This is a genomic window from Allokutzneria sp. A3M-2-11 16, from assembly GCF_024213555.1.
GTDB lineage: Bacteria > Actinomycetota > Actinomycetes > Mycobacteriales > Pseudonocardiaceae > Allokutzneria.
In genome coordinates, this window is the sequence record NZ_JANAVO010000001.1 from 757030 (window position 1) to 776213 (window position 19184).

Genomic DNA, 19184 nt, shown 5'->3' on the forward strand with positions numbered 1-19184 from the left:
CAGTGCGACAAGTGTGCACGGGCGCCGCCGGTTTTCCCCGATGGCACTCGGGTAGGCCGATAGGACCGCCGTCAGAGAGGAGACGACGATGAGGCAGTACGTCGAGGTCCGGCCGATGGGCGAGCACGAGTTCGCCGCGGTGGTGGGCGAGGGCGACATCGCCACCCGGCACCGGGTGGTCGTGCCCGAGGAGCTGTCCGACGAAGTGCGGGTGCGGGCCGCGCGACCGGAGCTGTCCGAGCGGCAGATCGCCTCCGAGTCACTCGCCTTCCTGCTCGAACACAAGCCCGGGACCGCGTTGCCGCACGACATCGACCTCGGCGGGGTGAACCGCGACGACGAGCGGTTCCTCCCTGAAGTGAGCACGCGCTTGATGCGCTGACTGTGATGTTCACCGATCGCATCAACGCGGGCAGAGTGCTCGCGGAACACGTGGCGCGCCGTCTCGGCGATACCGCGCGCGATCCCCTCGTCCTCGCGTTGCCCCGCGGCGGCGCGCCCGTGGCCGTTGCCGTGGCGAAGGTGCTCGAAGGCGAGCTGGACGTGATCGTGGCTCGCAAGATCGGCGCGCCCGGCCACCCGGAATTCGGGGTCGGTGCGCTCGCCGAGGACGGAGCACCGGTGTTCGATCAGCGCACGCTGCACCGCCTCAGGCTCACGGAGGCCGATCTCGCGGATGTCGTCGAGCGTGAGCGGGATGAAGTTCACGACCGCATCCGGCGTTATCGGCACGGGCGTGAACTACCGGACGTCGCGGGGAGAACGGTGGTCGTGGTCGATGACGGCCTCGCCACCGGCAGTACGGCGCGCGCCGCGCTGCGGTGGTTGCGCGAACACCGTGCTCGCGAACTGGTCCTCGCCGTCCCCGTGTGCTCCCCGATGGGACGCAAAACCGTTGCGAAGGAAGCGGATGATGTGGTCTGCGTCCGCGCACCACGGTCGTTCCGCGCGGTCGGACAGTGGTACGGCGACTTCGAGCAGCTCAGCGACGAAGACGTGACCGCTGCCCTACGGACAGGACAGTCCACACTGGACAGAACTGTCCACAAGGGAGCGTCACGCGATCAGGGGACAAGAACGTGAAACTGGTAATTCCGGTGTGCGGGTGCAAGACCATGTGCGCATGAGGAAACTTACTGTCGCGGTCGTTGGGGCCGCGCTCGCCAGTCTCGCGTTCGTGCCTCAGGCGGGAGCGGCGGAGGAGCAGCTCTCGGCCGCGAGCGCCCGGGGCTACCGCTGCGGGTTCGTCCCGGCGGGCGAGACGGACGACTTCCGCGCGCGGTACAACCACTGCGCCCAGAACACCCGTGTGTGGATCAAGGTGCAGAACATCTTCTTCGCCAAGAAGGACATGTGCGTCCGTCCCGGGGTGACCGACATCGACGCGTACGTCGACGGGTGGCGGACCATCGACGCCTGGTACGACAACCGCACCTGCTGATCGAGTCCGGATGCCGGTGGCCCGCGTTTCGGCGCGGGCCACCGGCATCCGCTCAGTAGTCGGCCGCGTGGCTCTCGACGACCCACAACGTGCCGCCGGTCGGCGACGCGGACTTCTTCTTCGCGTTGTAGCCCAACGTCAGGAACGTGCCGGGCGCGATCTCGACGCTCGACGGGTTGGCCTGGTCCGCGGCGCCGGAGTTGTACAGCGGGACCACCTTGCCCTTGGTCCACGTCCCCGTCGGGGTGCCGATCATCATCCCGACTGTCGGGCGACCGGACCGAGCCTTGTCGCCGTAGGTGAACAACAGCTTCCCGCTCGCCGTCTTGAGCAGGTGGTGCGAGTTCGCCAGCACACCCGTGAAGCTCTGGTAGGTGAACTCGGGCTTCGCGGTGTAGGGGTTCCACCTGGCGATGATGGCCGGAGATCCGTTGCCGTCCTGCTGCGCGCGGATGACCGCGACGACGGTGTCGCCGTACTGGACGAAGCTCGGCTCCTGGTAGGCGCGGCCCGGCGGATTGCTGTTGGTGATGATCTTGTGAGTTCCGGTCACCAGCAGGCGGGGATCGGCCGTGGGGCGCCACGTCGCCTGGATGTAGTGCGCACCGCCCGCCGGTCCCGTCGAGTAGACCGGGATCAGCACCTGGCCCACATGGGTTCCGCGATCGGCGAGCGCGAGCGGGGCGCCGTGGCTGTAGACACCCGTGGTGATCCCCGGCGCGGAGAGCTGCACCGGGTCGGTGAACCGGGTCCACCCCGGCTTCCACACCGAGTAGTAGACCTTGCCGCCGGGCACGAAGAACGTCATCACGACGCTGCCGTCCGGCATCTTGCCCAGTTTCGGGTCGCGCGTGTCGATCCCGTTCATCGAGCCCGGATCGGCCAGCGCGGGAGCTGACTCGCCCCAGGTGCGGCCGTTGGCGCTGCCGAAGGACAGCCGGATCGTGCCGACCGTCCCCTGGTGCTCGGCCGCCCGGTGCCACACCGCCATCAGCCTGCCGTCGTCGAGCTTGACGACGTCGGGGAACCTGGCCTCGAACTCGCCCGGCTCCTGCACGATCTTGGCGACCATGCCCACGGAGGCCGCGGCGGGCTGCGCGGTGGCCCCGGCCAGCAGCACGGCCACGACCACGGCGAGAGTTTTCCTGATCACAGCGGCATCCTGGCCCAGTGCGGGCTCCAGGGGAAGGACATCCTCGACTTCCAGAGCACTGGAGACCGCGCCCGGTGCTCGTCGGGCCGATGTGGGCATATGCCGGAAGATCATCGGTTGACCGTCCACAGTGGACAGACGTGGCGGGCGGACCGTAACCGCCGCGTCCCGACCGCGTGAACGCCTCTGGCATCCGGGTGAGCTTCCCCCGCTCCGTGACCGGACGTGGCTTACTGGCCTGCGACGCGATGGAGAGGCGGTTCGAACAAGTCATGTCCTTGATGTCTCGCCTGAGTGCCCCGAACGCGACCGACGAGCTGTCCCGGCTGGCGGCCTCGATGCTGTCCGACATGACGACGGCGCCGACCGGCGAGCTGGCCGCGCTCCTCGGCGACCCGCCCCGGATGACCCCGTCCAGCCTGGTCTTCGTGACCGAGCAGCCGAGCATGCTGGGCATGTCAGCCGCCCAGCTGCCGTTCCTGCGCCCCGAACCCGAGCCCGCGGAGCCCGCCGAGGACGACGACGAGATCCCGGAGCTGTTCTGCCCCGGTCCGGTGCGGGACAACCCCGCGCTCGGCGAGGAGGTCAACGAACGGCTGGTGGAGTGGGCCGAGGAGGTCGGGATCTACCCCGGGCGCTCGGAGTACCTGCGCTCGTGCGGGTTCGGGCGGCTGATCATGCTCACCCACCCCGGGACCGACGACCCGGACCGGCTGCTCGCCGCGACCAAGCTGGTCGTGGCCGAGTGGGCCGCGGACGACTACTACCTCGACGAGGAGGACGTCGGCGCCGACCCGCGCCGGACTGCCGCGCGCTTCGGCCTGCTCTACGGCGTGGTGGACCCGGTGCCGCTGCCCTACCGCTACGAGCACGAGCTGAAGCGGCACATCGAGCAAGACCCGATCGCGCTGGCCTTCCGCAGCGGTATGGAGCACCTGGCGCGCTACACCACGGTCACCCAGATGGCCCGGTTCCAGCACCAGATGGCGATCCTGTTCACCACGCTCGACCAGAACGCGAGCTGGCGGGTCACCGGGGAGCGGCCCGCGGTGTGGGAGTACCTGATGCACCGCCACCACAACAGCTACCTGCCGCCGATGACCCTGATCGACGCGATCGCGGGCTACGAGCTGCCGCCGCAGGAGTACTACGACCCGCGCGTCCGCGAGGCGTTCACCATGGCGGGCATGGCCGCCGTGCTGCTGAACGACATGCACTCGATGAGCAAGGAGGCCGATGACGACATCAGCCTGCCCATCGCGCTCATGGAGCAGGAGGGGTGCTCGCAACGGCAGGCGATCAAGCGCACGGTGGAGATCCACAACGAGCTGATGAAGCGCTTCGTCGCGGAGGCGGCGGCGCTGAGCCTGGTCGGCTCGCCGATGCTGCGCCGGTTCTTCGCGGAGACCTGGGCGTGGTGCGGCGGTAGTCGGGAGTGGCACGCGACGTCCCGCCGCTACCACTCCGAGGACGCGAGCGCCGCCTAGCCCACATCCCGCAAGCGACCCCCAACCCCCCGTCCGCCCACCCCTTCGTCCCCTCCCCACAACCTCAGCCAGCGCAGCCCAAAATCCCGTTTCGTACTCAAAACGGGTTTTTGGAGCGCTCTTTTTCCCGTTATGAGTACGAAACGGGGTTCTCTAGACCGCGCGCGCCGTGGATGGGGTGGACGGGCGGGTGTGGGGCATGGGACAGAGTTTACTCGGTGGGCGGAGTGCTTGGAGGACTTGGAGAACACGGCCTCGCGGACGTGCGAAGGGGCCGCCCGGGTTCGGGCGGCCCCTTCGTGCGCTGTGGGATCAGATGCGGTCGGCGGCGATGAGCAGGTAGTGGAAGCTGCCCTCGCGGTAGGCGGTGAGGAAGGGCTCCTCGACACCGGTGGCGACCGAGGACCTCGCCCGCAGCTCCCAGTACGGGATCGTCGCCGGGGTCAGGTCGACCACCGCGATCGGCACGAGGTTGTTGGCCTGCATGGCCTTGAAGTACTCGCTGCGCGGGTGGATGTTGCACGTGTAGTGCTGGTCGATTTGGCTGACCGCCTTCGACCGGCCGCCGGTGACGTCGTTGTAGCAGCCGGTGATCGTGACGTAGCGACCGCCGATCTCCAGCTGCCTGGCGTGCTCGGCGAAGAGCTCGTGCAGGTTGACGTACATCGTGCTCTCGTTGTTCCAGATGGCCTTGCGCGAGCCGCTCTCGAAGCCGGTGTCGAGCATGTTGCGGAAGTGGTAGCGCACCTTGTCGGCGACACCCCGTTCACGCGCGCGCTCGTTGGCGAAGGCGACCTGTTCCTCCGAGATCGACACTCCGTCGACCTCGCAGCCGAACCGCAGGTTGGCCATGATGCTCGAACCGCCGCGACCGCACCCGGCGTCCAGCAACCTGTCCTGCGGTCCGACGTCGCCGAGGTGGTCGAGCAGGACGTCGGCCTGCGCCGTCTCCAGCCGGTGCATTTCCGCAATGATCGCCTGCTCGCGGATGTCGGCGGGCGCGTCCAGCACCGACGGGTCGTAGTCCCCGAGCCCGTAATGGTGGTGATAAAGGCCGTCGACGTCACCGAGCCGCAGGTTCACCGGGTCGCGCTCGTTGTTCCAGTATTCGGCGACCGAGCGCTGGTAGTCGCTGCGCAGCACGGGCTTGGCAGTGGCCGTGAGGTGCGTCGCGGTCATGCTGGGACTCCTTCGAAGACGCGCTGGAATTACCAGGGGCGACGGAAAAGACACCATCGCGAAACAATTCCGAGATATTCGGAACGAGAGGCCCGAAGGCATCCGAAGCTAGCACCGCAATTCTCGGGGAGTACAGTCACCCGAAGGTGTGAGCGGCACATTAAAGTGCTCAGAAGTATTTCATTGCGACACTCGGGGGAAATGGCGCCGCACCTCGTCACCATGCGTGACCAATTGGGAGATCATTGCAGGTAGAAGCCGATCGCACCGCCATTCAGGCGACAGGAGAAAACCGGTACGGCGGTGCCGGGACCCCTCCCGGCCCGCCCGGGTTCTGATCGTGGGCGTCACGAACGGCGGCCGTGAAGGAGCGACCCTTGCGCAGCAGCACCCGGGCCGAGGTAATGCAGCTCGCCGAGACGGTCGTGCGGAACATGTGCGCGCACACCAACCTGCTGTGGCGGGTCGAGTGCGACATGCGCGCCCGGCTGCCCGCGATCATCCAGTGGGAGGCGTCCGCGCTCATCCCGGACATGGCGCGCGGCGCGGTCGCCGAGGCGCGACCGGACCCGGCGGAGATCCAGCGGGTGGTCGAGGAGAAGGTGCGCGCCGGGCTCGCGGAGCTCATCCGCGCGGAGGCGGACCGGCTCATCCCGGAGATCGCGGCCGAGGCCGTCGCCGCGGCGACACCGGACGTGACCGAGGTGCGGGCGGAGCTCACCAGGCACACCGAGAAGAGCGCGGCCGAGGCCGTGCGCGGCGAGACGCGGAAGGCGATCCCGGAGGTCGTCGCGGCCTCGGCGGCGGAGGCGCTGAAGACGATCGGCGAGGCGCTGCGGCAGGAACAGGACAAGGTGATCGGCACGATCCGCTCGGTGGTGGAGCGGGAGGTCGACCAGCTCCTCGAAGAGTTCACCCCGAACGTCGTGCAGGTCGTGCTGCCCGAGCGCGGGACGATCGACCTGGGGGCGGATTCGCACGCGGTGCTGCCCGATCTGCTGACGGCGCTGCACGCGCGCTGCCACGTGCTCCTGGTCGGTCCGGCGGGCACGGGGAAGTCGATGCTGGCCAAGCACGCCGCGCAGGCGCTCGGGCTGGACTTCCAGGCGCTCTCGCTCGGGCCGACGACGCCGATGAGCAAGGTCTTCGGGTACTTCGACGCGCACGGCAACTACCACGACACGCCGTTCCGGCGGGCGTTCGAGCACGGCGGCGTGATGCTGCTGGACGAGATCGACAACGGCCATCCCGGATTGCTCGCGGAGCTGAACCAGGCGCTGGCGCTGGGAACCTGCGCCTTCGCCGACGGAATGGTGGCCGCGCACGAGGACTTCCGGCTCGTCGCAACCGGGAACACCTACGGGACGGGCGCCGACCGGCACTACGTCGGCAGGCAGACCCTCGACGCCGCGACCCTCGACCGCTTCGTCGTGGTGGACGTGCCCATCGACGAGCAGCTGGAGGAGCGGATCGCACTGCGGCACGCGCCGTCCCACCGCGACGCGGTGCGGGAACTGCTCCAGCTCGTCCGCGATCTGCGCACGAGGGCGGCGGAGAAGCAGCTGCCGGTGCTGTTCTCCCCGCGCACCAGCATCGACGGGGCGAAGCTCATCGAGGCGGGCGCCGACGTCGAGCAGGTGCTGCGGTGGCGCGTGGTCCGCGGCCTGTCCGCCGCGCACCGACGCGCGCTGGAACTGGACTGAGCCGATGAGCGGTTTCGTGCTCTCCCCGATGCTGTCCTGGCAGGAGTTCCTCGACGCGGCCACGGCCGACCCGTCCATCACGATCGGCAAGTCCCGCGGCTACGCCACCGAGTGGGCGGGCGCGACGTGGGAGGAGGCCGTGCGGCTCGGGCGGGACGGCTGGGCGGTCGCGCTGCGGGAGTCCGACTTCACGGTGGGGCAGCTGCGCGAGCGGGCCGGGCTCGGCAGCACGGTGACGGTGCTGGAGCCGGCGTGGGACGTGACCGGCAGCGAGGTCGACATCGGCGCCTACCTCGCCGGGGTGCCCGAGTGCATGGTGGACGCCGTGCCGAGGCAGATCTCCCGGCGGGGCAAGGTGATCACGTTCGTCATCCCGATGTCCTACTCGGCCAAGGTCCGGCACGAGTGCATCATCAACCGCGGCCTGGCCCTGGCCACGCTGTGCGCCGCCATCATCGAGGCGGGGCACAGCGTGGAGATCTGGTCCGGCGACGCGGGTTTCGTCGACCAGGGGGCGCGGACGCGGTACAGCGCGGTGGTGCGGGTGATCTCCGCGGGCGAGCCGCTGGACATCGGCAGGCTGATCTTCGCGACCGCCCACCCGGCGATGTGCCGCAGGCTGGCCCTGGGCCTCTGGGACGCCCAGCCCACGAAGATCGCGCTCGCGATGCGGGCCGCCGAGTACGGCTGGCCGCCGTTCGAGTGCCGCGCCGACGACCTGCCGGACGGCATCACCGACCCGTACGTCTTCCCCTACCTCGCCGAGGACGACACGCAGTGGAACGACCTGGACACCGCGCTGGGCTGGTGCCACCGGATGTTCGTCGACCTGGGGCTCATCGAGGAGTGACGCGGGCCAGCGCCCCGGTCTCCAGCGCCGTCCACACCGCGCCGTCCGGCCCCAGCGCGATGCCGTGCGGTTCCGAGCCGGGCGTCGGCAGGTCGTGCACCTCGATCTCGCCGTCCGGGGTGATGGAGCCGACGCGGTTGGCGCCCCACTCGGTGAACCAGAGGGTGCCGTCGCCGCCGCCGGTGATGGCGTGCGGCCGCGCGGCGCGGTCGGGCAGCGGGAACTCCTCGATCCCGCCGTCCGGGCTGAGCCGCCCGATCTGACCGGCGGCGATCTCGACGAACCAGAGCGCGCCGTCCGCGCCCGCGGTGATCCCGACCGGCGCCGCGGCCTCGGTCGGCAGCGGGTGGACGGTGGCGGTGCCGTCCATCCCGATCCGGCCGATCGCGTTGGCCTGGTTCAGGGTGAACCACATCCCGCCGTCCGGTCCCGCCGTGATCGCGGAGGGGAACGCGCCGGTGACCGGGAGCGGGAACTCGGTGCGCTCGCCGTCAACGGTGATCCGGCCGATCCGGTCCGTCGTGGTCTCGGTGAACCACAACGCCCCGTCCGGCCCCGCGGCGATGCCGAACGGCGCGCAGTTCGCGGACAACGGGAACTCGGTGACCGCCCCGGCCGTGTCGATCCGGCCGATGCTGTGGTTGCGGTACCCGGTGAACCACAGCGCGCCGTCCGGTCCCGGCGTGATGATCGTCGGCCCGGACTCCGGGTCGAGCTGGTGCAGGCGCGGCTGTGCCCCCGGCACCATGCGGCCGATCTGTCCACTGTGGACCAACGTGAACCACAGCGCGCCGTCGGCGCCGGTGGTCACCGCGTACGGGCCGCTGTCCGGGCCCGCGACGACGTGCTCCTCGATGGAGAGGCGACTCATCAGTTCTGCTCCAAACCGTGTGCTTCAGGCGAGAAGATCGGCCAGTTCCCGGGTCCGCGTGGGGTGCCGCAGCTTGCTCATCCCCTTGGCCTCGATCTGCCGGATGCGTTCCCGGGTGAGGCCGAAGTTCCTGCCGATCTCGTCGAGGGTCCTCGGCTGGTCGTCGTCCAGGCCGTAGCGCTGCGAGAGCACCGCCGCCTCCCGCTCGGACAGGGTCTTCAAGACCTTGTCCAGGTGTCGACGGCGCACCGAGTCCATGACCGCGGTCGCGGGGTCCGGCGCGCTGCCCGCGACCAGATCGCCCAGTTCGACGTCGCCGTCCTCGCCGAGCAGGGCGTGCATCGAGACCGGCGTCCTTCCGTTGCGCAGCACCTGTTCGACCTTCTCCGGCGACAGCTCGACCTCGGCCGCGATCTCGGCGGGCGTCGGTTCCCGGCCGAGGTCCTGCGCCAGGGCACGACGGGCGCGGGTCACGCGGTTGAGGACCTCGACCACGTGCACCGGGAGCCGGATCGTCCGGCTCTGATCCGCCAGCGCACGGCCGATCCCCTGCTTGATCCACCAGGTCGCGTAGGTGGAGAACTTCAGCCCGCGCCGGTGGTCGAACTTCTCCACCGCCCGCATCATCCCGATCGTGCCCTCCTGGATCAGGTCCAGCAACGACATTCCGCCGCCCACCGGGTAGCGCCGGGCGATCGAGACGACCAGCCGCAGGTTGGCCCTGATCATGTGGCCCCTGGCGCGGTCGCCGTCGACGACGAGCCGTTCCAGCGCGCGCCGCTCCGCCGCGCCCGCCGCCAGCTCGTCCCGGGCCCGGTTCCCCGCCTCGATGCGCTCACCGAGCCGCACCTCCTCTTCCGCGGTCAGCAACGGCGTGCGGCCGATTTCCCTGAGGTAGTCACGAATCGGGTCGGTGGTCTCCGTGGCGATCGTCAACGAGCGGTCCCTTCTCCCGGCGAACGACCTAAATTTAGGTCGGACCTATCGATGTGTCAAGAATATTTTTGGGCTGGACCCATGTATGCTGGCGGCATGGATGCGCCGAACATGGGTCTCCGGGAGCTGAAGAAGCGCCAGACCAGGGAAAACATCTCGAACCACGCCACCAGGCTGTTCCTGGAACGGGGCTTCGACGCCGTGACGATCGCCCAGGTGGCCGCCGCCGCGCAGGTCGCCAAGATGACCGTCACCAACTACTTCGCACGCAAGGAAGACCTGGCGCTGGACCTGCACGACGTGTTCGTGGACCTGCCCGCCGGGACGGTGCGCGACCGCGAGCCGGGCGAGTCCGCGCTGGCCGCGCTGCGCCGCGCCTACCTGGCCGGGATCGCGGAGCGGAACCCGATCATTGGCTTCTCCGGGCCGGAGTTCGCCCGGATGATCACCGATAGCCCCGCGCTGGTGGCGAGGCTGCGCGAGTTCCACGACGACCGCGAGAAGGCGTTGGCGGTCGTGCTCGCCGAGGAGACTGGTGCCGAGCCCGACGACATCAGGCCACGCGTGGCCGCTGCGCAGCTAGCGGCCATCCACCGGCTGCTCTTCGACGAGACGCTGCGCCGCACGCTGGACGGGCACGACAACGACGAGATCGCGCGGATCGTGGACGGCTACGCCCGTGTCGCCTTCGGAGCCCTGGAGCCCGCGCTCGGCGACTACGCCGTCAGGTGACCGAACTGAACGCCTTGAGCCAGCGGTCGTCGGCGAACAGGCCGTTGGTCAGCATGTCGAGTCCGACCCGGGCCGCGCGGACGGACGTGCGCATTTCGGCGACATCGCCGCCGAGCAGCCTGCCGACCTGCTCGCCCAGCACGAGCGGGGCGAACAGCCAGGACACGTAGGTCACCGCGCGCGCCAGCGGATCTTCGGTGGGCTTGACCCACCCCTGCGCCTCCCCCTCGGCGAGCCACCGCCGCGTGGCGTCGACGATCTCGCTGAACATCGTGTTCGCCGCGGGCGAGCCGTCGAGCAGCGCGCGGGCGAGGTAGCGGCGAAGGGGTGTCGCCTCGGCGAGCAGCTCCGCGAGGGCTTCGTGCTCGACCTCGCCCGCCGAACCGGAGCGGATGAGCCCCAGCACGTGGTCGTCGCACGCCTGCCGAAGCCCGTCTTTCGAGCCGAAGTGGTGCAGCACGAGCGCGGCGGAGACATCCGCGTCGGCCGCTACGGCGCGCACGCTCGTGCCCGCCACGCCGTCCGCCCCGAAGCGCACCAGCGCGGCGTCGCGGATGCGGGCCCGCGCGGTGAGGTCGTCGGCTGAACGCATGCTCGGGATGCTAAACGAACGTTCAGCTCTCGGTGGCTACGAAGACGCGAAGACCGCGAAGCCGCACACCAGGAACATCGTGACCACGACGGTGATGGGGAGGATGTGCTTCTTCAACGTTGCTCCGTAGGCAAGATGGCGGCGAGCCGCGAGGACCGTCGCACAGAAGTATCGTCACCCATCCGTGGGACCTTGAGGATCAGTGTCGCACGCGCAGGTCGCCTCGCGTAATGCCGTGCGTCGGCTCGGGCCCGTGGCACCTGCGGACCTGCTCCCGGGAGGCGAAACCGATCCGGTCCGCCGCGCGGTCGTCACGGACGGTGAGGCTGATCGAATCTCCCGCCGTGGCACCGGAGAAATCCTGAGCGTCACTCACGATCGCCGTCACTACGCCCACCCCGCCGGTGACCCGGACGCAGTCGACGCGGGCGACCAGCCAACCGATCTGCTGCTCGTCGCGGTGCGCGATCCAGACGACACCGCGACCGGAGCGGGCGTGCACCGTGAACTCGAAGGTGGACACGGGGTCCTGGGTGTCGATCTCGGCGCGGCCGACCACCGACGCGGTGTTTCCTGCCGTGGCGGGCATGGCCACCGTCAGCACCGCGGTCAGCGCGGTGGCCATGCCCAGGAACGCTCTCGTTGTTTTCCGCATGCCCCAAAGGATCGAGGCGCGCAGCGGGCGAGAACTCCCCACGCGGTGGGAGGCCGCTCACTCGCTGGAGGGAGCCAGCTCCACCCGGCGCAGCAGCTGAGCGATGAGCGCGACGACGATCGTCGACAGGCTCATCGCCACCCCGCGAACCCGTGGGCTACCCCACTCCCAGCCCGGTAGGAACGTCTTCAAGTACCCCCAACCCCACCCCCAGACGTCTCAAACCGCCCCCAACCCCCCACCGGTGGCTCCGGCCGTCCGGGGTTGGGGGCGGTTTAAGACGTTTTCAGCGGGGGTTGGGCGTACTTGAAGACCGGCGGACTAGCTGACCGATGCGGGTTTGGGGAGGGGTGCGGTGGGGGTGGTCGGGTGTGGAGTGGTGGATGTGGTGGTGCTGCGGAAGGTGCGCAGGCGCAGGCTGTTGGTCACTACGAACACCGATGAGAGGGCCATCGCGGCACCGGCGATCATGGGGTTGAGGAGTCCTGCTGCTGCCAGTGGGAGCGCTGCGACGTTGTAGGCGAAGGCCCAGAACAGGTTCGTCTTGATGGTGCTCAACGTCCTGCGCGCCAACCTGATCGCGTCGGCGGCGGCACGGAGATCGCCGCGCACCAGGGTGATGTCGCTCGCCTCGATCGCCGCGTCGGTCCCGGTTCCCATGGCCAGCCCGAGATCGGCTCGTGCCAGCGCGGCGGCGTCGTTCACGCCGTCGCCGACCATCGCGACGACCTTGCCTTCGGCCTGGAGCCGCGCGACCACGTCGACCTTGTCCTTCGGCAGCACCTCGGCGATCACCTCGTCGATGCCGACCTCCGCGGCCACCGAACGCGCGACCGCCTCGTTGTCCCCGGTGAGCAGCACGGGTGTCAGCCCGAGCGCGCGCAGCTGGCGGACCGCCTCGGCGGAGGTGTCCTTGACGGTGTCGGCGACGACCAGCACCGCACGAGCTTCCCCGTCCCAGCCGACCGCGATCGCGGTGCGACCGGCCGCCTCCGCGGCGGACTTGGCCTCCGCCAACGAATCCGGCAGGTGCTGGCTCCACTGCTCCAGGAACGCGGTGCGACCGGCCAGTATGGCTCGCCCGTCCACGATCCCTTGTACGCCAAGACCATCGACGTTGGTGAAGCCGTCGACCTCCGGCAGCTCACCGACTTTTTCGCGAGCGCCCTTGGTGATCGCCTGGGCGATCGGGTGTTCCGATGCGTTCTCCAGAGCTCCGGCCAGCCGCAGCACTTCGGCCTCGTCCGCACCGGCGGTGTGCACCTCGACCAGCGCCATGCGGCCGGTGGTGACCGTGCCGGTCTTGTCCAGCACCACGGTGTCCACGGCGCGCGTGGACTCCAGCACCTCCGGGCCCTTGATCAGGATTCCGAGCTGCGCGCCCCTGCCGGTGCCGACGAGCAGCGCGGTCGGCGTCGCCAGGCCGAGCGCGCACGGGCAGGCGATGATCAGCACGGCGACCGCGGCGGTGAACGCGGCGCTCACCTCGGCCCCGCCGCCGAGCCAGAAGGCAAGCGTGCCAACGGAAAGCGCGATCACGATCGGCACGAACACCGCCGAGATCCGGTCGGCCAACCGCTGCACCTGGGCCTTGCCGTTCTGCGCGTCCTCGACGAGCTTGGCCATCTGCGCGAGCTGGGTGTCCGCGCCGATCCGGGTGGCGCGCACGACGAGCCTGCCGCCCGCGTTCACCGTCGCGCCGACGACCGCGTCGCCGGGGCCGACCTCGACCGGAACGGACTCGCCGGTGAGCATGCTCGCGTCGATCGCGGAGGAGCCCTCCTCGATCACACCGTCGGCGGCGATCTTCTCGCCGGGACGGACCACGAACCGGTCGCCGACCGCGAGCCGCGCGGTCGGGATGCGCGTTTCCTTGCCATCGCGCAGTACCGCGACGTCCTTCGCGCCGAGTTCGAGCAGCGCGCGCAACGCGGCCCCCGCCCGTCGCTTGGACCGAGCCTCGAAGTAGCGGCCGGCGAGGATGAACATCGTCACGCCCGCGGCGACTTCGAGGTAGATGTTGCCCGCGCCGTCGCTCGGCGCGATGGTCAGCTCGAACGGGTGCGTCATGCCGGGCGTGCCCGCGGTGCCGAACAGCAAGGCGTACAACGACCACAGGAACGCCGACAGGGTTCCCAGGGAGATCAGGGTGTCCATGGTCGCGGCGCCGTGCCGCAGGTTCACCCATGCCGCGTGGTGGAACGGCCACGCCGCCCACACCAGCACCGGCGCCGCCAACGTCAAGGAGATCCACTGCCAGTAGGTGAACTGCAACGCGGGCACCATCGCCATCGCGATCACCGGGACTGACAGGACGATCGAACCGACCAGTCGCTGGCGCAGTGACCTCAGCGGGTCTTCTTCTTGTGGAGCAACGGTTTTCGGTAAGGCAGCGGAGTAGCCCGCAGCCTCGACCTGCTCGATCAACGTCGAGGTGTCGGTGCCGGAGGGGAAGACGACCTTGGCCTTCTCGGTGGCGTAGTTGACCGTTGCGGTCACACCGTCCAGCTTGTTGAGCTTGCGCTCGATCCTGGCGGCGCACGACGCGCAGGTCATTCCGGAGATGGAAAGCTCGACCTCGTCAGTGGCCATGAGGTCCACCCTCCTCGTGCGACGCGTGCGAGTTCACGGTGAACTCCGCGGTGCGGACCTGCCCGGCGTGCTGGAAGTCCAGGAACAGCCGGTACGAACCCTCCGTCGGCACCTCGGCGAAGAACGTGATCTTCGGCCCCGCCGCAGTCTTGCCGTCACCGGGCGAACCGTCCGGGTGCACGTGGAGGTACGCGAGGTCTCCCGAGCGCAGAGCGACGAGATGTCCGTACGCGCCAAGGTAAGGCTGGAGATCAGCGATATCGCGACCGTCCTTCTTGACGGTCAGCGTGAGCTTGGACGACCGTCCCGGAACGAGCTCCCCGTCGAGCCGGACCTCGTACCCATCCACTGTGGACACTCGCGAAGCCTGGTAGGTCTCGGGTTGGAAGTCTCCGGCCGCGGACACGTCGACGCCGAGCGTCAGCGGCTTCGCCCCGGTGGGCGCGAAGTCGGCGAAGACCCGGTAGCTGCCCGCGCGGGGCAGAGTGAGCGGGACGCGCCAGGTGCCGTAGGGGTCCAGTTCCGGGTGGACGTGCTGGAAACCCGCGGTGTCCCTGCGGATCACGATGAGGTGCATCCGCTTCTCGTGCTCGACGTCGAAGCGGGTGACCGGTTTGCCGTCCGGGCCGAAGACGCGGAAGGCGAAGGTTTGCGCGGCCCCGGTGCGCAGCGTCGTCGCGGTGGGCGCGAGGGTGTACCCGCCCCTGGACGACGCCAGCCCGCCGGGCTGATCGGTTTGCGCGGCTTCCGCGACGGTGCCGCCGTGACCGTCCCCGTGCCCGGCGTTCCCGCCGCCGGGAGTTCCGCCCGCGCCCGGCGCATCGGAGTGCGCTCCGGCCGGGGCGGCGAAGGGACCGACAGCAGATCCGGCGGCCCAGGCGCCCGCGGCGACCAGGGCGAGCGCCGCACCGTAGGCGGAGAGCTTCGCTGCTGTGTTCATTGTCGAGTCCTCATGTCGCTCGAAATGTCACTCGAAGTAGTGCCCGACGTCTGTGCTCGAACCCGCGCTCACGCTCCCGCGCTCAGCCGGGTTCGCTGGTCTTCAAGTACCCCGAACCCCCGTCCCTGCGATCGCAAACGGCGGCGAACCCCGATGGGGCGGTGGGGTTGGGGGCGGTTTGAGACGTTTCTAGTGGGGGTGCGTGGTACTTGAAGACGCCCCAACCACGGTGAGGACGTGGAGGCGGGTGGACGGAGGTGGTGTTGGACGGAGGTGGTGCTTGGTGGAGGAGGGGCTCAGTGGCTGGGTGGGGGTGGGGTTAGACGAGGGAGTATCCGGCCTCGTCCACTGCGGCACGGATGGTGTCGGGGGTGACGGGTTTGGTGCTGGTCACGGTGACGGCGCCGGTGGGGAGGTCTACGGCGACGTCGGTGACGCCTTCGATCTCGCCGACCTCCTCGGTGACGGAGGCGACGCAGTGTCCGCAGGTCATGCCGGTGACGGTGTAGGTCGCGCTGATGTCGCTCATGGCGCTCTCCTGTTCGTTCTCAGGACCGGACGAGGCGGGCGATCGCCTCGCTGGCCTCGCGGATCTTGGCGTCGGCGACGTCGCCGCCCTCGCTGATCGCGTGGCTGACGCAGTGCTTGAGGTGCTCGTCGAGCAGGCCGAGGGAGACCGCCTGGAGCGCCTTGGTCGCCGCCGAGATCTGGGTGAGCACGTCGATGCAGTACTCGTCGTTGTCGACCATCCGTTGCAGACCGCGGATCTGGCCTTCGACCCGGCGCAGCCGCTTGAGGTAGTCGTCCTTGCCCTCGGTGTATCCCCGCATGCCTCCATTGATACCCCAGGGGGGTAGGGTGGTCAAGGTACGGGCGGGGGGTATGGCCCGGCTCACCCCACTAGCATTGGCCGATGCTGACCAGGAGTGCGGTAGAGGCGTGGCTGGCACCCCGGGCCGACGAGATGGCCGAGCTGCTGACGCGGCTCATCGCCATCGACTCGGAGAACCCGCCCGGCCGTGAGCTGGGCCGGTGCGCACGGGCCGTGCACGAGGCCATGGACGTGCTCGGCCTGGGGCCGGACATCGTCGAGCTGGCCCCGGCCCGTGAGCTGGAGGAGCCGAGCATCGTGCGCGGCTCGGTCGGCGACGGGCCGAAGTTGCTCTACTTCCACGGCCACTTCGACGTCGTACCGGCGCAGGACCGCAGGCAGTTCACCGCGGAGCGACGCGACGGCAAGATCATCGGCCGGGGTAGCGCGGACATGAAGGGCGGCATCGTCAGCATGCTCTACGGTGCCGCCGCGGCGCGGGACCTGGGCCTGCTCGGCGACGGACGGATCGTGCTGCACCTGGTCTGCGACGAGGAAACGGGCAGCGTCACGGCCGCGGGTCACCTCCGCGAGGCGAAGCTGATCGATCCGCGCGCGCTGGCCATGGTCACCGCGGAGCCGAGCGGCGGAAAGATCTGGAACTCCGCGCGGGGCGCGCTTTCCCTGCGCGTGGAAGTGCGCGGCCTGGAGGCCCACGTCGGGCAGGCAGACCGTGGTGTGAACGCATTTCAGCACATGCTGCACATCGCGCGGCCGGTCGAGAACTACGCGCGGGAGATGACCGCGAAGGGCTCCAGGCTCGTCGTCGGTGGCCTGTTCGGCGGCGGATCGAACTTCAACGTGGTGCCGGGCTCCGCCTTCTTCACGGTCGACGGTCGCTACGACCCGGACGAGGACCTCGACCGCGAACTCGACCACTTGACGGCTGCTGTCAAGGAGGCGGCGGCGGAGATCGGCGCGAAGGTGTCGATTGAGGTGACCCAGCGGCAGCCGCCCGCGCACACGGACGCGTCGCACTCCGCCGCCACCGCGCTGGCCGAGGTGGTCGCCGAGGTCGAGGGCGAGGCCCGCTTCGAGATGTGCGCGGGCATCCTGGAAACCCGGTGGTACAGCCAGCTCGGCATCCCCGCGTTCGGCTACGGCGCCGGACGCCTTGAGGTCGCGCACGGGCCGGACGAGTACGTCGACGAGGCCGCGATGCGCCGGTGCTCGGCCGTGTACGCCTTGTACGCCGGGCGGATGTTCGCAGCATGAAGCCGGGCGAACGGGGTACTCGCGCCACGCGAACCCCGTTTGCGAGGAGGCTGCCATGGGCGTCGACGTGGTTGATCTGATCATGCAGGACCACCGCGAGGTGGAGCGGCTGTTCGACGAGCTGAAACGGCACCCGGAGCGGCGCCCGCTGCTCGTGCCGGTGCTGGCCGCGATGCTCACCGCGCACAGCAGGGCGGAGGAGTCGGAGGTCTACCCGGTCGCCAAGGACGACGCGGACGAGGCCGAGGAGATCGCGCACAGCCAGGCCGAGCACGTGCAGGCCGAACAGCTGCTGCTCAAGCTGACCGAGACCGATCCCGAGGCGCCGGAGTTCGACAAGGTGCTCGCCGAGCTGGTGGACGCGGTCACGCACCACGTCGAGGAAGAGGAAACGACCGTGCTGCCGCAGATGCGCGCGCGGCTCGACGAGGATCGCCGCATGCAGCTCGGCAAGGCGTTCGCGGCCAGCCGCGCCCGGCACCTGGGCGACCGGCCGGGCAGCGCCACCAAGGAAGAGCTGCGGTTCCAGGCGCGCAACGCGGGTGTCGCCAGTGCCGGTTCCATGAACAAGGACGAGCTAACCGCCGAGATGCGCAAGCTCTAGAACTGCTTGGACGTGCGGGCCGACCTGGGCCCTCAGCTCGTCGCTCCAGTGCTCCTCGGCGTAGCGCCGGTGCAGGTACAGCTCCTTGGCGTGCCGCAGAACCGGACGGTGTTCGGGAGGGAGCCGGGTGAGGGCCCAGTCCGCCGCGGCGTCCTTCGTCCTGATCTCGCCGGTGGCGAGCGTGGTCCACACGCGCGCCAGGGTCAGCAGGACGTTGCGGGTGTCTCCGTCGAGGTTCCGGAGGAGGCCGGGAACGCCCGCCACGCTCGCCCGGATGAGATCGGCCTTCGGCACGGGATCGAGCACCTCGGCCAGCGGTGGGCCGACGAGGGTGTGATCCCCGGCCAGGGCGACCGTCAGGAGGAGCGCCAGATCCGGCATCGGCACCGCGCGGGGTGGCGGCGCACCGGCCTCGAAGTCGGCACGCAGCCACTCGCCGTAGAGGAAATCGCAGGTCGGCGGGTATCGCCACGGACTGATCTCGGACTTGACGGCAACCGTCAACTCAACGGGGCGCTCGCCGCGCTCGCGGAGCAGGCCGTCCAGCAGCGCCCGTCGTTCCCGGTCGTCCATGCTCCGCCGGGCGATGACGAGGATGTCGATGTCGCTGGCCGGTTTGAGGCCGCCGAACACGCCGGAGCCGTGGAGGTAGACGCCGACGACCTCGCGGCCGAGCACAGCGCCGACCAGCCGCACGATGCGCTCGGTCACCGCTTCGCGGCCCGCCATTCCGGCGCGAGCACCGACCAGACCTCGATGTCCTTGCGCTTCCCCCGGTGCGGGGCGATCTCGCGCAGCACGCCCTCCTTGGTCATCCCGAGCCGCCGGGCGACCGCGATGCTCGGCGCGTTCGCCGTGGCCACCCGCCATTCGATCCGGTGGATGCCCCGTTCCTCGATCGCCCAGTCGATGAGCACCCGCACGGCCCTGGTCACCAACCCCTTGCCCGCCGCGGACGGCTCCAGCCAGCAACCCGCCTCCGCGGTGCCGTTCGGCACGTCCATGGTCCGGAACAGCACGCCGCCGACGAGCTTGCCGTCCACCCAGATGCCGTGGATGCGGGCGGTGTCCGCGGCGGCCTTGTCGGCGTAGGCCTGGAGGAACGCGCGGCTCGCCGCCAGGTCCGACACGATGTCCGCGAGGGCGATGTGCTGACCGATAAATTCCCGCCCCCGGTCGATGTTGGCCAGGAACTCGTCGGCCTGCCACGGCTCCAACGGCCGCAGCACCGCGCCGTCGTCCCCGAGAGATGTCGCGTACATGGTCCCCCTTCACGTTGAACTCCTTGCCCCACAACGATCCTCGCACGGAGTTCGGCCAGGGCCGAAACCACTTTCCGCCTCGTGCAACCTGCCTGACCGGG

22 protein-coding genes are annotated in these 19184 nt (G+C 69.7%); 9 read left to right on the top strand and 13 right to left on the bottom strand.

Translation table 11 applies throughout. The annotated features are described in order from the left end of the window. The first annotated feature begins 88 nt into the window (after positions 1-88). From NLX83_RS03785 to NLX83_RS03795, 3 genes are read left to right on the top strand one after another with little or no spacing between them, the layout of a single operon-like run. Positions 89-382: a hypothetical protein gene (locus NLX83_RS03785; RefSeq protein ID WP_254233466.1), complete on the top strand. Its 294-nt coding sequence runs from the start codon at positions 89-91 to the stop codon at positions 380-382. Between the two features lie 5 nt (positions 383-387). Continuing rightward, on the top strand, positions 388-1083 hold the full coding sequence (locus tag NLX83_RS03790) for a phosphoribosyltransferase (RefSeq protein WP_254233467.1): 696 nt from the start codon (positions 388-390) through the stop codon (positions 1081-1083). Between the two features lie 40 nt (positions 1084-1123). After that, positions 1124-1441 carry a DUF6355 family natural product biosynthesis protein gene (locus NLX83_RS03795; protein WP_254233468.1) on the top strand — a complete coding sequence of 106 codons (318 nt, stop codon included), beginning with the start codon at positions 1124-1126 and terminating at the stop codon, positions 1439-1441. A gap of 52 nt (positions 1442-1493) precedes the next feature. Here NLX83_RS03795 and NLX83_RS03800 read toward each other — a convergent pair whose 3' ends face one another. Further along, the gene (locus tag NLX83_RS03800) at positions 1494-2594 is read right to left on the bottom strand and encodes a sialidase family protein (protein ID WP_254233469.1); all 1101 of its coding nucleotides are present in this window, start codon (positions 2592-2594) and stop codon (positions 1494-1496) included. Positions 2595-2875: 281 nt separating this feature from the next. Here NLX83_RS03800 and NLX83_RS03805 point away from each other — a divergent pair, with 281 nt between their 5' ends. Then, complete coding sequence (locus tag NLX83_RS03805) at positions 2876-4081, top strand: family 2 encapsulin nanocompartment cargo protein terpene cyclase (protein ID WP_254233470.1); 1206 nt, start codon at positions 2876-2878, stop codon at positions 4079-4081. Between the two features lie 312 nt (positions 4082-4393). On the opposite strand, the gene NLX83_RS03810 is transcribed toward NLX83_RS03805, so the two are convergent. Beyond that, a complete protein-coding gene (locus tag NLX83_RS03810; protein WP_254233471.1) occupies positions 4394-5260 on the bottom strand; it encodes a geranyl diphosphate 2-C-methyltransferase in 867 nt (288 codons plus the stop codon). Positions 5261-5637: 377 nt separating this feature from the next. Between NLX83_RS03810 and NLX83_RS03815 the strand changes: the two genes are divergently transcribed. Beyond that, the gene (locus NLX83_RS03815) at positions 5638-6963 is read left to right on the top strand and encodes an AAA family ATPase (protein WP_254233472.1); all 1326 of its coding nucleotides are present in this window, start codon (positions 5638-5640) and stop codon (positions 6961-6963) included. A gap of 4 nt (positions 6964-6967) precedes the next feature. Then, positions 6968-7813: a DUF7192 family protein gene (locus NLX83_RS03820; RefSeq protein WP_254233473.1), complete on the top strand. Its 846-nt coding sequence runs from the start codon at positions 6968-6970 to the stop codon at positions 7811-7813. Here the strand turns inward: NLX83_RS03820 and NLX83_RS03825 are convergent. Continuing rightward, entirely contained in the window at positions 7800-8684 is an 885-nt protein-coding gene (locus tag NLX83_RS03825; RefSeq protein WP_254233474.1) for a Vgb family protein, read from the bottom strand. The genes NLX83_RS03820 and NLX83_RS03825 overlap by 14 nt on opposite strands. 24 nt (positions 8685-8708) lie before the next feature. Next, entirely contained in the window at positions 8709-9620 is a 912-nt protein-coding gene (locus NLX83_RS03830; protein WP_254233475.1) for a sigma-70 family RNA polymerase sigma factor, read from the bottom strand. Positions 9621-9716: 96 nt separating this feature from the next. Between NLX83_RS03830 and NLX83_RS03835 the strand changes: the two genes are divergently transcribed. Continuing rightward, complete coding sequence (locus NLX83_RS03835; RefSeq protein WP_254233476.1) at positions 9717-10352, top strand: TetR/AcrR family transcriptional regulator; 636 nt, start codon at positions 9717-9719, stop codon at positions 10350-10352. Here NLX83_RS03835 and NLX83_RS03840 read toward each other — a convergent pair. The 7 genes from NLX83_RS03840 to NLX83_RS03865 all read right to left on the bottom strand — a co-directional run bounded on the left by NLX83_RS03840 (position 10345) and on the right by NLX83_RS03865 (position 15961). Continuing rightward, on the bottom strand, positions 10345-10944 hold the full coding sequence (locus tag NLX83_RS03840) for a TetR family transcriptional regulator (protein ID WP_254233477.1): 600 nt from the start codon (positions 10942-10944) through the stop codon (positions 10345-10347). The two genes, NLX83_RS03835 and NLX83_RS03840, sit on opposite strands and share 8 nt — an antisense overlap. A 199-nt stretch (positions 10945-11143) precedes the next feature. After that, positions 11144-11599 carry a hypothetical protein gene (locus NLX83_RS03845; RefSeq protein ID WP_254233478.1) on the bottom strand — a complete coding sequence of 152 codons (456 nt, stop codon included), beginning with the start codon at positions 11597-11599 and terminating at the stop codon, positions 11144-11146. 57 nt (positions 11600-11656) lie between these two features. After that, positions 11657-11791 (bottom strand): hypothetical protein, encoded by a 135-nt coding sequence (locus NLX83_RS40785; RefSeq protein WP_256562968.1) that lies wholly within the window; start codon positions 11789-11791, stop codon positions 11657-11659. 129 nt (positions 11792-11920) lie between these two features. Continuing rightward, the gene (locus NLX83_RS03850; RefSeq protein WP_254233479.1) at positions 11921-14191 is read right to left on the bottom strand and encodes a heavy metal translocating P-type ATPase; all 2271 of its coding nucleotides are present in this window, start codon (positions 14189-14191) and stop codon (positions 11921-11923) included. Continuing rightward, positions 14181-15131, bottom strand: a complete 951-nt coding sequence (locus tag NLX83_RS03855; protein WP_254233480.1) for a hypothetical protein — start codon at positions 15129-15131, stop codon at positions 14181-14183. The genes NLX83_RS03850 and NLX83_RS03855 overlap by 11 nt, the downstream gene beginning before the upstream one ends. A gap of 319 nt (positions 15132-15450) precedes the next feature. Beyond that, complete coding sequence (locus NLX83_RS03860) at positions 15451-15660, bottom strand: heavy-metal-associated domain-containing protein (protein ID WP_254233481.1); 210 nt, start codon at positions 15658-15660, stop codon at positions 15451-15453. Between the two features lie 19 nt (positions 15661-15679). Next, complete coding sequence (locus NLX83_RS03865; RefSeq protein ID WP_254233482.1) at positions 15680-15961, bottom strand: metal-sensitive transcriptional regulator; 282 nt, start codon at positions 15959-15961, stop codon at positions 15680-15682. Positions 15962-16044: 83 nt separating this feature from the next. Here NLX83_RS03865 and NLX83_RS03870 point away from each other — a divergent pair, with 83 nt between their 5' ends. Together NLX83_RS03870 and NLX83_RS03875 are read left to right on the top strand one after the other, a co-directional pair. Then, positions 16045-17217: a M20/M25/M40 family metallo-hydrolase gene (locus NLX83_RS03870; protein WP_254233483.1), complete on the top strand. Its 1173-nt coding sequence runs from the start codon at positions 16045-16047 to the stop codon at positions 17215-17217. A 55-nt stretch (positions 17218-17272) separates the two neighbouring features. Beyond that, a complete protein-coding gene (locus NLX83_RS03875; protein ID WP_254233484.1) occupies positions 17273-17821 on the top strand; it encodes a hemerythrin domain-containing protein in 549 nt (182 codons plus the stop codon). On the opposite strand, the gene NLX83_RS03880 is transcribed toward NLX83_RS03875, so the two are convergent. Together NLX83_RS03880 and NLX83_RS03885 are read right to left on the bottom strand one after the other, a co-directional pair. Beyond that, positions 17795-18532, bottom strand: a complete 738-nt coding sequence (locus NLX83_RS03880) for an aminoglycoside adenylyltransferase family protein (RefSeq protein WP_254233485.1) — start codon at positions 18530-18532, stop codon at positions 17795-17797. The two genes, NLX83_RS03875 and NLX83_RS03880, sit on opposite strands and share 27 nt — an antisense overlap. Continuing rightward, positions 18529-19083 (bottom strand): GNAT family N-acetyltransferase, encoded by a 555-nt coding sequence (locus NLX83_RS03885; protein ID WP_254233486.1) that lies wholly within the window; start codon positions 19081-19083, stop codon positions 18529-18531. The genes NLX83_RS03880 and NLX83_RS03885 overlap by 4 nt, the downstream gene beginning before the upstream one ends. Positions 19084-19184 lie beyond the last annotated feature (101 nt).